The sequence below is a fragment of the Neorhizobium sp. T6_25 genome (assembly GCF_002968555.1).
Taxonomy (GTDB): Bacteria; Pseudomonadota; Alphaproteobacteria; order Rhizobiales; family Rhizobiaceae; genus Neorhizobium.
In genome coordinates this window covers 1-12,441 of sequence record NZ_PVBL01000034.1, presented here as the reverse complement: position 1 = coordinate 12,441, position 12,441 = coordinate 1, and the positions used below count along the sequence as shown (strand labels likewise).

Here is a 12,441-nt window from a genome sequence, read left to right as displayed (position 1 = left end):
CAAGTGAGCGCAGCTCTGATTGACCTGGCCAGTTTGATCCAAATCTTGATGCTCAAGCGATATGCCTCACCAGCACGAAAGCTTCGGCCGCTTGCACCATTACGGTCGCCCCGCGAAGGGTGGCCAGTGCGCGCAAAGCCGGGAGTGATCGCTCGTGCGGGGGCTCGCGTAGCTGCGACGAAAACATCTCCATCGCCAACATCTTCGTCTCAAGATGATTTGTGATGTCCACGAAGAAGTTCGGGACAAAGGCCGGAGAAACATAGGGCGCATTCCAATTGGTTTCGGACAGGGTTTCGTAGGCGAGGATAAGCTTCGGAAACTCGATTTGATGCGGTCGACAAGCGACAAGTCCAGACGTGAACGTCAATCGGTGATCTGCGTGCAGATCACCGACGAACGGCAACAGCACCGTTTGAGGGCACACCCGGCGAACAACCTCGAGCAATGCGCCGTTGACAGTTGCGTGGGGAACCTCACCAAGTTGTGCAGCTGGAAGCCGCAGCCAAAAGGTTTCCTTTACACCAAGCACCCGATGAGCCTCTGCGGCCTCAGCCTGCGTCCTTGTAACGTCCGCACGATCGAATCGGGGTGGCGTTCCTTCGGTCACGATCGCGACGAAGACGTCTTCGCCTTCCGATGCGAGCCTCGCTATTGTTCCGCCCGCGCCGAGCACCTCGTCATCGGGATGCGGCGCCACGACGAGAGTGCGCCGGAAATTGATATGTGTACCAGTCATGAGGCTCCTCGGAAACATGGGCACCCCTCAAGGGAGAACCCGGGTCAAAAGCCATTCCGTCCGATTCTCAAAGAGGCCCGCTTCGAACTCTACCTGTGATGAACAGGTCGATAAGCTTGCTGATCTGACAGGAACTCTCTCGCTAATTTCAGACGACCGACATGTACCTTCTCGCCGAATATCAGTGTCCTCAGCGTCAGCAGGAGAATTCGTGCATCAAGCCAAAGATTGGCATGGGCGACATACCACAGATCGAGAGCGATCTTGTCCTGGTCGGAAAGAAGTGTATTGCCATTCACCTGAGCCCAACCGGTCATGCCGGGAGAGACCATATTACGCATGACGCCTAGGTCCCCGAATGCTGTGACAGTCGCCAAGGGAAGCGGTCGCGGCCCCACCAGCGACATGTCGCCCGAAAGCACCGACAACAATTGCGGCAGTTCATCCAAGCGCAGCCGACGCAACAGGGCGGTTACACCAGTTTGCCGCAAATCGTCGGGTAGTAATGCGCCATTTGGGCCGCGTCGGCCAGTCATCGTACGAAACTTTACAACCGTGATGACCCTCGTTCCGGCGCCAGCCCGAGCCTGAAAGAAGAATACCGGTAGACCGAGACTTGTCCAGACGGCCACGGCCACAAAGGCCATCAACGGCACGCATAGGACAAGCAAGACGCTGCTAATCAAGCACTCGATCACACGCTTGCAACCGTAGGACCCCGAGTTCGCGAAGAGGTCGCCTCTATTCGGGTTCACGACGGCGGTTCCTACGAGCGTGCAGCATTTTCCATGCACCGTATCCATGACGATGATCACATTCCCGCAAGGCTTACTAGGAGGACATCGCCCGGCAGCAGTTCACTAGATGGCGACGCATTTATGCTGATTGGTTCCCCGTCAAAGAGTCTTCTACGGACGTCATAGCTATAGGAAATCTCAGTTTGCTTTGCTTCATCGGCCGCCACCGCCGCCATCAATAAAATCTGTTCGTCAGCGGCACGTTTCTGCGCGATCAACTTTTTAATGGCGATCTCGCGGGCTTGAAGTTGAGTTAGGATCTCTTTCTCCCGGTCGGCAGCGAGCTTTGCCAATTGCAGCTTCAAAGAACTGGCCTCCTGACGGGAGCGTTCACGCGAAGCGAGGACCTCTAGAAGATGCGCCTTCTCCGACGCTTCAGTGTTCTCCGCACGCGAAAGATCGCTTTCGGTGGTCAGTCCACGCTTGCGGAGGTCGGCGACGCGCTTCAAATCCTCCTCGCCATTCTTGACGACGTCTCTTTGCTGCAGCACGAGCTCATTTAATATTCCGACACCGCTCTCGGAATGCGTGATACCTTCCGACAGGATCTGCGACTGAGATCTTCTCGCCGCCAGGTCCGCCTTTAGGATCTTCTCCTCAACCTCCATTACGCCGTCGAGCGGCACCCCCTTTACATATTCGCGTGCGATCTCCGGCAAGTCATTTGGGTCAATCTTCTCGCTCGACCTCAGTTGCGCCACAAGTCTCGCCGCATAAACCGCCTCGTGCACAATTTCGGCGTTAGCGGATTCAATTTCGCCCCGCAGCCGAGCGCGCGCGATGATCCGATCCGAGGCGTTCGCCGCGATGACCTGCATGCCCCCGGCGAGCCCTATAGCTTGCTCAACAGTCAAGCCGCCAACAAAAGCAAACGATCCAGGGCTCCTCACCTCACCGAGGACAAATATGGGCCGGAAGGTCGCCACCTCTAAAGACAATTTGGGGTCGACCAGAACTTCACGGGTCCGATACTCGGCTTTGAGTTTCGCGAGTGCTTCGGGAATTGTAAGGCCAACAACGGCGACGGCGCCGATAATCGGAAATGATGCTTCCCCGCTGCGGGCGATCGGCGCAGTCACCGGTAGTTCGGTGTCGTCTAGAAAGTCGAAAGTGAGTGCGTCGCCGGCGCTCAATCTATACTCAACGGCGACGGCGTGGGAAAACAAAGCCGGAGAAATAGCGATCCCGACACAGGCGGACCATAAAACCAGTGTCACCCGGCCCAATCGCAAGCTCGTCCACGAGGCCAAGCTCCTCCACGCGACGATGTGTGGGATATTCATCTCAGAAGCACTCCACATAAGCTCAAGGCGAAGGATAACTTAGGCTCTAGCCCGCCTACCGCTTCAAGGTTTGTAAGTATAACTTGAAAACCCATCACTGCAAGTGAGCCACCACCTGCGTGCGAAATGACAAGTTTGCATTCAGCGGTACTGTCCTTTTCGCACGTTATCCTCTTGGAAAATTTGATTCCTTTCGATTCTTGAGCCCTTATTGTGAATGAGCGAGCGCTCGCCGCGTCAGGGGCCGACATGGCATTCAGCAAAAAAACACGCGGCACCCTCGATAATTTTAGCTCGATTGGGCTAGGTATTCGGGTGTCAATAATCATGTTTGTTTATTTTTTGTAGTACAATTATCTTATCACTATTCTTATTAATAGCAGTTTACAACTTTACCATTACGTGTTCTTAATGGAGTGCTAATATAAGCCGATTCCGTCGCGATCTAACCAATCGGAGACGATTTTTCTTTGACATTAGGTTGTCAAGAGTTTTCGCGCTGATCCAACGAGACCAGATATGAAGCGGTTTTCTCCCCAGCGCGGTTTGTGCGGCGGGCCGTTCTCATATTCTTTGGCGCGGCAGGCTCGAAGATGTAGGAGAGGGGGCATCATGCCAGGTATCCACGCCGCGAAAGCCGTTCGTGATCGATTCTTGAGTCTGCACTCGTTATTCTTGGCCCGTAAGAGTAAGAGCGTGCCGACCGACATCCTTCTGGAGGAATACGACGCAGCCATCGATGTCGGCAGGCGGCGCCTGAGGACAGCGGTTCGAAGGGTGCAGAAGGTCTATCCGTTATATTTGGCAGACCTTGGATCCGCGTGTCTGGCGTTGGTGATGGCTCTGTTGCTGCGGTACGGGATAGCAGAACTCCATGCTCGGCCAGAACTAACGTCTGTCCTCCTGTGGTCCGGCGCTCAGTACCTCATTGTCTGCGCGCTGGTGTTCCCATTGTGCGGCCTTTACAGCCGCAACTGGAGATACGGCTCCATTTCTGACCTTTTTACCATTTTACGCGCGGTGCTGCTCACATCTCTGCTGCTTGTTTCGCTGCTGTTCTTCTCTACGAGGCTCAGCGACATGCCGCGGACCGTCGTGCCATTGCAGTCGCTGCTGCTGGTCGCATTCCTATCAACTGCGCGTCTGAGCTTTCGCGCCCGGGACATCTCGCTGTCGCGTAGCGTCTTCAAGGTGGGGCGCAACGATACGGCGAGCGGCGACCATCTGATCCCTTTGCTGCTCGTCGGCGCAAGCGACGCCGCCGAACTCTATCTGCGCGCGCTCGCGCGTGATCCAAATTGTCCCTACGTGCCGGTTGCCTGTCTCGACAAGACTGAGGAGCAGGTTGGTATAAGTCTGCGTGGCGTGCCGATTGCGGGCACGGTCGAAGACTTCGAACGGGTCGTAGCGCAGTTGCAGCAAGTCAAGAAGCAGCCGCGTCACGTGGTTTTCACGGAAGCGCCAGCGGCCTTTGGAGAGGCGGCATCGGATAACCTCCTGCGCTCCGCCGAAAATCTAGGAATCGCGGTTTCTCGTCTGTCGCAACTAACGGAACTGAAAGGTGCGAAGGGTGACAATCCATTCGAGTTACGCTCCATTGAACTAACTGATCTGCTGGAGCGCCCCCAGGCGACGCTTGATCACAAGGCAATCGCTCGCCTTGTTCGCGGCCGGCGGGTGCTTATCACCGGGGCAGGCGGATCGATAGGCAGCGAGCTGACATCACAGGTAGCTGCCTATGGGCCTGCCGAGCTCGTATTGCTCGACAATACCGAATACAATCTCTACTCCATCGATCTAACCCTGTCGGAAGACGCTCCGGAAGTCCCGCGACGAAGCTATCTCTGCAGCGTGCGGCGCAGCAAACGGGTCGAGGAGTTATTCGAACGGCATCGCCCGGAGTTGGTCTTCCATGCCGCGGCCCTAAAACATGTTCCCATGGTGCAAATGAACTCGTGCGAGGGCGTTCTTACCAATGTCATAGGTACTATGAACGTCGCAAATGCGTCCAAAAAATACGGCGCTCTTGCCATGGTCCAGATATCTACCGACAAGGTCGTGAACTCAACGAGCGTCATGGGTGCCACGAAGCGGCTCGCAGAACTCTACTGTCAAGCTCTCGACCTGGACGGGCTGGAGGGCGGGAGTGGCCCTCGGTTTATGACGGTGCGGTTCGGGAACGTGCTGGGTTCGAGCGGCTCGCTGATTCCGCTCTTCAAACGCCAACTCGCGAGAGGTGGTCCGCTCACCGTAACCGACCCTTCTATGACACGCTTTTTCATGACAATTCGCGAGGCTGTGGAACTAACGTTGCAGGCATCCGCCTACGGTTTTGAAAAACAGCTCGGACAAGGAGAAATTTTTGTTCTCGACATGGGCGAACCGATCAAGGTAATCGATATCGCTAGGCGAATGATCCGGCTGGCAGGTTTCACGCCTGACCAGGACGTCGCAATCAAGATCATTGGCTGCAGGCCTGGCGAGAAGCTTTTCGAAGAACTCTTTGACGAGACCGACAAGCGCATTGTCTCGCCGGTGCCAGGCGTTCTCGGAGCCGTCCCTGAACCCGTACCATTGCCGAAGCTAAAAAATGCTTTTCTGCGGCTGCAACATCATGCGGAGCGGGGAAACGAGCCGGCTATTGTCGAAGTCATTCGGGATTTGCTTCCGCGGTATGAGCACTCCCCGGTTGCAAAGTCGAAACGAGCCGTCGGAGAAAAGCGTGCCAGGCCGCCGGCGCAAAAGACCAGCCTCAAGGTTCCCGCCGCGAACAGCGCCCACCGCGCAAAGCAACCTAGATCACCTCTTCTGAGGAATCTATGAGAAACGAGAGCCACGAGAGGGAGGGGCAACTCATGGACTGTGCAGCCAGGTCCATCCCTTCTACGCGGCAACCGCGGAACCTATCGGATTCCCCGGCCAGATCGCGACCAGGTCGGCGAGTGATCGCGGTGGTGGCGAGCCTGGCGCTATCATTGACGAACTTTCGATTGGAATTGTTGAAAGGAATGGTGAGAGCCGGACATAGGGTCGTCGCATTCGCGCCCGATCACGATGCGCGCGTCGAACGCAAACTAGCGGAGATTGGCGTAGAATTCATCCGCATTCCAATGGCTCGCACTAGTCTTAATCCATTCGAGGATCTAGCTACATTCTGGGCGCTGCGGAGGCACTTCCGGCAAATGGGGCCTGACCTGGTCCTGGCCTATACCATGAAACCGATTATCTACGCCGGTATCGCTGCCCGGACCCTGGCGATCAAGGAGCGTTCCTTCCTTGTGACAGGGCTGGGTCATGTATTCTCCGAGCCAACGACGGCTTTTGTGAAATCGGCGATGATCCGCCGTCTATGCATTGGTCTTTATCGCATCGCCTTCCGCGGTGCCCAATTTGTTTTTGCATATAACGAGGCCGATGCCGCGGACTTGCGCCGATACCGTATGCTTGGAGACAATACGAGGTTAACAATGATCTCCGGCTCGGGCGTTGACCTACAACACTTCGCGTCCTCAAAGCCCCCAACCGGAGGTCTTGTGTTTCTCATGATCGCGCGTCTCTTGCGCGACAAGGGCGTCTCCGAGTTCGCGGAGGCGGCGCGGCTGGTGCGCCGGCAATACCCAGAGGCCAAGTTCCAGCTACTAGGCCATTTTGACAGCAATCCGACGGCCATTTCGCGCGTTGAGATTGACAGGTGGGTCGGCGAAGGGTTGATCGACTATCTCGGAAGCACCGACGATGTTCGTCCTTACCTAGCGGCGTGCACTGTCTTCGTACTGCCTTCCTACTATCGCGAAGGTATTCCGCGAAGTATTCTGGAGGCCATGGCGACCGGGCGGCCAATCATTACCACGAGCCTTCCGGGCTGCCGCGAAACGGTGGAGCCGGGAGAAAACGGTTTTCTCGTCGAGCCGCGCGATCATGTTTCGCTTGCGCAGGCAATGGCAACACTCGCAGGCCAGCCGGACCTGGGCGAAAGGATGGGAAGGCGCTCGCGCGAGTTGGCGGAGGCTAAGTTCGACGTACACACGATCAATCGGGTTCTGCTGGGTCACCTGCAACTTATCTAATTGCAGGTGAGGCCTAGGCAAAGTTCCCGCGAGGTGTCGATGGATGTGCAATTGCATCAAGTGGCGATTTCACAGCGTACCAGTCGCTTGTCGGGGGAACCAAGACTATCGGAGGATCCAAGGGAATGGCCGTTGATGAGGAGACGGGAGCTTCTAAGCTCAACACAAGCGGTGCCGTGCGGGATCGTGGTGGAAATAGCCGGTTAAAGACTATCATGCATCTCATCACCAATTTCACTGCTAGTGCCGGGGCCGAGATGATGTTGGGGCGCCTTCTGCGGAGCGCTACTGCGGAGCGGGTGGTGGTCGTCTCGCTAATGGATATTTCCGAGCGAAACCGGAATCTCGCCGATAATCCCAACATATTCTATTTCGCGTTAAAGGGGGGGTCAGCAGCAACGCTTGCCCCGGCCATTCTGCGCTTGGCGAAACTCATTCGCGAGCAGCAGCCGAACGTGATTGTCTGCTGGATGTACCACGCGATGGTCGCCGGCACCATCGGAGCTCACATTGCGCGGCATCCCACGTCCGTTTACTGGAATGTTCGTCAATCGCTGGACGATATGGCATCACTTTCGTGGAGCTCGCGTGCGGCCATCTTAATGGGTAAATGGCTCTCCGGTGCAGCATCCGGCGTTATCTACAACAGCCTCCGCGCCCGGGATCTGCATGAGGTATATGGTTACAGCAGCCGCAATAGAACCGTGATTCCGAACGGCTTTGACCTCCCGCCGGCGGCCGCTTCTCAACCGCGGACGGCTAGACGGCTTGGCATTGCCGGTAGATTCCATCCCCAAAAGGATCATGGCACTTTCTTTCGCGCGGCTGCATCCGTTCTGAAAACGCACCCTGATGCGACCTTTTGTGCCGCCGGTCATGGTTTGACGCTCGATAATCCGGCCGTCGTAAGGCTCATCTCGGAAGCAAATCTACCTTTCCGGTCGATCGATCTCTGGGGCGAGGTGTCCGACATGTCGCAGTTCTATCGGAGCATAGACGTCCTCGTACTCTCGTCGAGGACGGAGGGATTTCCTAACGTCATCGCGGAAGCCATGAGCTATTCAAAGCCAGTTGTTACCACCGATGTGGGTGATGCCGCAACCGTGGTCGGACAAGCAGGAATAGCAGTTCCGCCGCGGCGGCCTGACGCCCTCGCGGCAGCCATCCGAACAATGCTGGACCTGTCTCCGCATGCTTACGCTAGCGTCGCCCACCATGCCAGGATGCGTGTTGAGCGAGAGTATTCGCTTGCCACAGTAGCGCAGCAATACAACGATTTCCTGCTGGCTGCTTCATAATATCCGCTGATCAGGCTTCGTCAGGCCGGGTCATGCAGATGGGCTTTGGTCCGGGTAACGTAAAACTTCTTGAAGAGAGCGATTGACTGGGCCGGATTGCCGAATTGGACCTCCTCATACAAGCTTAGGGAACACACCTGTGTCTGCCGCCGAGAGAACATTGGAAGACCACGTCGCGTCGGCTTCGCGCAGGATTGTTATCGCGTTCCCGTTTGTTGGCGACAAACTGGGAGGAAGTCATATCTCCGCCACGGGTTTGATCGCCGGCCTCGATAAGGAAAAATTCGAACCGCTTATCGTTGTTCACAAACAAGGCCAAGTACTTGAGCGTTTTTTGCAAGAGCGCGGCCTTTCGGTCACCTTAGCACCGGAGGTCGATATCTTATCTCCGCTTGTCGGTCGACGCTTGATCGGCGGGTTCTCCGCAGCATTAGCGCACCTGCGGACAACGGCTCGCCTGGTTAGGTTCTTGCGCACCCACTCCATCGACATTGTGCACACAAACGATAGTGAGATGCACGCGACCTGGGCGCTAGCGGCCCGCCTGGCGGGCGGGAAACTTCTATGGCATCACCGGGCGGATCCACTTGCTCAAGGCGTCAACATTCTCGCGCCGCTCCTTGCTAATCACATCGTGGGAGTGTCAAAATTCGTGCGACCCGCCAGACCCCTCCTTCCAATCGAACACAAGTTTACGGTGCTCCATAGCCCTTTCGACCATCCGGGCACGCAGCTCGACCGCGAGGCCTGCCGACGCAATTTGGCCGAGGAGCTGTTGCTTCCCTTCAATACGCGTTTCGTGGGGTATGTTGGCAATTTGGTGGAGCGCAAACGACCGATGGCATTTGTCGAGGCGGTTCATGCCTTTCACCGGCGCTACCCAGACTTCGCGCTCTCGGGCGTGCTTTTCGGTTGCTCGCCTCCGAACAAACCTGATCTCGGCGAAATGATAAGAACGCGCGCGAATGAGCTCGGGATATCGAACCGAATACACCTCCTGGGCTTCAGAACGCCCGTCGCACCATGCATGAGCGCTTTGGACATCCTCCTGGTGCCCGCCGTGAACGAGCCGTTCGGGCGAACGTTGATTGAAGCTATGCTCCTGGGAACGCCTGTCGTTGCGACCAACCACGGCGGAAATCCAGAGGCTGTTGACGATGGGACGACGGGATACCTTGTAGAGCCAGAAAAACCCGATGCTTTCGTCGCCCCAATGGCCCGGCTGCTTCTCGACAGGCCGCATTGGGACGAGATTAGCAAAACTGCGATGGCCCACGCTCTGATCAAATATGGCAACAAAGCCCATATCGAAGGGATCAGCCGGCTATACAGGAACCTCGTTCCTTCCAGATAAAATCTCCCCATAGCGCCTCCCGGATGGCTGGTTGCAGCACTTCGTGGTGCGGCATTGCGATCCCAAAATGTGTCAGGACAGGGCGAATACTATAGCTACAATGGAAAAACGGAGGGAGAGTCGCGTGCCCACGCGCTAATATCTTGTCACCTGAGAGCGGCCAATTCGCTTCCGGCGAGCCGCGCAACGGTTGCGTTCTGACCGGATAAGGCATGGTGACCAGCTTGCTTATGGCCGCATTCATGGCTGGATCATCGACCAAAGTCTAGCACCGTCCGCAGGGGTTGCAGCGCGATCGATGATAGTCCGGCCGCGCCTGTCAAGCATAACGTACCGACCGTTCGAGAGTATCTCCTTAATCCCATTTGTATGGCGCACCTCGATTGAAGAACCGCCAGCACTTATCCGATCGTCTGGGCCGGGTCGGCCGCCCAGTTGAGGGCTGCCCCCACGTCCGTTGCCACTATTGCTTCCGCCGCTTCCCCCACCGTTACCTCCTCCGGTCCCACCTCGATTCCCTCCTCCGTTGCCACCCCCATTCCCTCCTCCATTCCCTCCTCCGTTCCCACCGCCATTGCCACCGCCATTTTGCGCCCTTGCATCCACACCAGTGGCAGCGAGCAACAGTCCGCCAACAAGCGCTCCGGCCACCTGAGCGAGGAGAAATTGTCGACGCGAGATCAAGAGAACCTCCACTTCCAGTTATCGGTCGCTTACCACAACCTCGGCACGAGCCCCTCCGAGCAGCAAAATTTGGATCCAGTTCGCCCAACCGCGGCGCAAGGAGCGTCATGGTAATAGGGAAGCTAGATGATGCTCAGGTGCCTAACATGCCTACTCCATTTGAAACTTACTTGTCGCCATGATGTGAACAACCGCGATTGAGACCAGTTCCAGCTTTGCGACATCATCCTCCCGCATCAGACCATAGTCCATGGCGCTGTGGACTAAGGTCCCAGCCTCGGTGCAACGGAAGCCCCAGGGGTGCGAATCATGGCCTCGCTACCGAGCTTCAACGGTCTTTCGGGCGGAGGAGGCAGCCGGGTGCGCGGGCGCTGGAACACATTGGATTCGTTGTTCTGGTCTCAAGGCTTGTGGATCAGCTCGCCTTAACGAGTTGGCCTCCCGTTGACGAGGTAACCCGGCTCCAGCGGCCCTTCCTTTTTGATCTGGTTCTTCTGTCTTTGTCTGAAGAGGAACAAATGTATCCACCGTTGTTGAGGTGCCTGGGGAAGGAGCGGCTCATACAACGGTACTACCCTCACCTGAACTACCTCCACGACTTTCTTGCAGATTCTGATGGTTCGGATCATGCTAATCTCCGCGGCCAAGGCGCGAGGGGCACCAAGGCATCCGCGACATTCAAGTTTATCAGGTTCGGATCCGTAAAGGGACCAGCCAGGGGAGATCACGCGCTGGCATCCGGCTCCGGGAGCGCCATAGGCGTCGCCAGCGAAGGGCTCGACGCGGCCTCAGAGGCGTCGAACCGGTCGGGTCCCCATGCCAACGACGGCATGAAGGCCGACGTATAGAAAGTCTGCTCACGGGATGTGGGAGCGGTACAGGGTTCGCCTCATGCGCACCTTGGGAAAGTGCCGCTCTCAAGGCGCCTTGGTTAGGCGACGGGCAATCGACTTCTTCTTTCGACCAATTGCCTTTAGGTGCGGCTGCGAAGAACGAGATGTTCACTGTCTGGGAAGGAACCACCTCATGCTTCAAAAACTAGCAAGGATGCCGACGCTTCGTCGCCTGGTATTGCCCGTGCTCAAGATGTTTGGGCCTTTCGAAAGTACGATCTGTCATCACTGGTGGCTGAGTTTCGCTTCAAACTAAATTGCTACCGGCACCCGCGGGTATTGGTACGAAGGCCGCAAGCGTGTGTTCGAGCCGGATCCGTCGCTAGTTTTACAGCCACGTGCATGCGATCCGCTCCGGCAGATACGTCCACGCTCAGCCGCTGCCTGTGGCTGAAAGATTAACAAAGCGGACGCTTCATCGTCTTAGCTCGAAATGGCTAGACGCACCCACTTGGCTTAACCCGCGTGTTGAGAGAACATGCTTGAGGAGGAGCAGGAAGATGACTGAAGTCATTCCGATCGCATTTTCAGCTCGGTGGGGAGTGCCTGTCTGCTTGGTTCAGCAGAACAAAATGAAGTGGATACGGGGACCGGCAGAAGCACTTCACTGTTTACGAACCGACTTCGTTGAGCAGTCGGGGCCCGCTTACAACCGTGCCTTGAACGTTTGCCTTGCGGCTCTTCGTTCTGAATCGGACCTGGATGTCGCTAAGTTACTCTTCGTGACCGCCTACCACGAACAAAAATCTCGCCGGTTCAACAAAACCTGAAGTCAATCACTGCTAATAGAGCTAACCGCCGCTCTTCGTGATAGTGAAGCCGGTGAAGACGACGCACGCGAGCCCGGCCTATTGGCCTCTTGCTCCCGGTATGCCAATAGCATACCTGTGACGAGAAGAAGGCTGCTACGATGACGACGGTCGAGAAGATTACAATTGCACTGACACCTGAGATGGCGGGATTTGTGCGAAGCGCGGTCGATGCTGGCGAATATGCGTCGACGAGCGAAGCCATCCGCGACGCCGTGCGTGAGTGGAAGGAAAGACGGGATTTGCTGGGTTTTACAGTCGAGGATCTGCGAGCGCTTGTTCAGGAGGGTATCGACAGCGGACCGAGCTCGCGTTCGACGATGGCAGAGGTGAAAGCTGCCGCGCGCCATCGCTTTGAACCTTCACGACGCGAAAGCTAACTGTGCTTTCGATCGTGTCCCATGGAGTGGTGTAGCTGGATTTCATAGCCATCGGTGATTTCCGTTAGGGTCGGGTTGCTTAGAGCCAACCTGAAGGACACCACCGATGACCGACGACATGATGAACCTGCGCTCAC

At 56.6% G+C, this 12,441-nt stretch carries 10 protein-coding genes; 6 read left to right on the top strand and 4 right to left on the bottom strand.

Annotated elements, in window-relative coordinates; genetic code table 11:
* Window positions 1-52: 52 nt before the first annotated feature.
* The 3 genes from C5L10_RS29860 to C5L10_RS29850 form a co-directional block, all read right to left on the bottom strand.
* The gene (locus C5L10_RS29860) at window positions 53-739 is read right to left on the bottom strand and encodes a PIG-L deacetylase family protein (protein ID WP_105432689.1); all 687 of its coding nucleotides are present in this window, start codon (window positions 737-739) and stop codon (window positions 53-55) included.
* Window positions 740-828: 89 nt separating this feature from the next.
* Window positions 829-1,542 carry a sugar transferase gene (locus C5L10_RS29855; protein WP_105432688.1) on the bottom strand — a complete coding sequence of 238 codons (714 nt, stop codon included), beginning with the start codon at window positions 1,540-1,542 and terminating at the stop codon, window positions 829-831.
* An 8-nt stretch (window positions 1,543-1,550) separates the two neighbouring features.
* Window positions 1,551-2,819, bottom strand: coding sequence for a polysaccharide biosynthesis/export family protein (locus C5L10_RS29850; protein WP_105432641.1), 1,269 nt, complete (start codon window positions 2,817-2,819; stop codon window positions 1,551-1,553).
* Between the two features lie 612 nt (window positions 2,820-3,431).
* Here C5L10_RS29850 and C5L10_RS29845 point away from each other — a divergent pair.
* The 4 genes from C5L10_RS29845 (at window position 3,432) to C5L10_RS29830 (ending at window position 9,538) form a co-directional block, all read left to right on the top strand.
* On the top strand, window positions 3,432-5,642 hold the full coding sequence (locus C5L10_RS29845) for a nucleoside-diphosphate sugar epimerase/dehydratase (protein ID WP_105432640.1): 2,211 nt from the start codon (window positions 3,432-3,434) through the stop codon (window positions 5,640-5,642).
* A 53-nt stretch (window positions 5,643-5,695) separates the two neighbouring features.
* Window positions 5,696-6,886, top strand: coding sequence for a glycosyltransferase family 4 protein (locus tag C5L10_RS29840; RefSeq protein ID WP_371412006.1), 1,191 nt, complete (start codon window positions 5,696-5,698; stop codon window positions 6,884-6,886).
* Window positions 6,887-7,101: 215 nt separating this feature from the next.
* Window positions 7,102-8,184: a glycosyltransferase gene (locus tag C5L10_RS29835; protein WP_105432686.1), complete on the top strand. Its 1,083-nt coding sequence runs from the start codon at window positions 7,102-7,104 to the stop codon at window positions 8,182-8,184.
* A gap of 139 nt (window positions 8,185-8,323) precedes the next feature.
* A complete protein-coding gene (locus C5L10_RS29830; protein ID WP_105432639.1) occupies window positions 8,324-9,538 on the top strand; it encodes a glycosyltransferase family 4 protein in 1,215 nt (404 codons plus the stop codon).
* Window positions 9,539-9,939: 401 nt separating this feature from the next.
* Here C5L10_RS29830 and C5L10_RS33980 read toward each other — a convergent pair whose 3' ends face one another.
* Complete coding sequence (locus C5L10_RS33980; RefSeq protein WP_172717261.1) at window positions 9,940-10,125, bottom strand: hypothetical protein; 186 nt, start codon at window positions 10,123-10,125, stop codon at window positions 9,940-9,942.
* Window positions 10,126-11,615: 1,490 nt separating this feature from the next.
* Between C5L10_RS33980 and C5L10_RS29815 the strand changes: the two genes are divergently transcribed.
* Entirely contained in the window at window positions 11,616-11,885 is a 270-nt protein-coding gene (locus C5L10_RS29815) for a DUF982 domain-containing protein (RefSeq protein ID WP_105432636.1), read from the top strand.
* A gap of 140 nt (window positions 11,886-12,025) precedes the next feature.
* Entirely contained in the window at window positions 12,026-12,304 is a 279-nt protein-coding gene (locus tag C5L10_RS29810) for a type II toxin-antitoxin system ParD family antitoxin (protein ID WP_041365273.1), read from the top strand.
* Window positions 12,305-12,441: the final 137 nt, after the last annotated feature.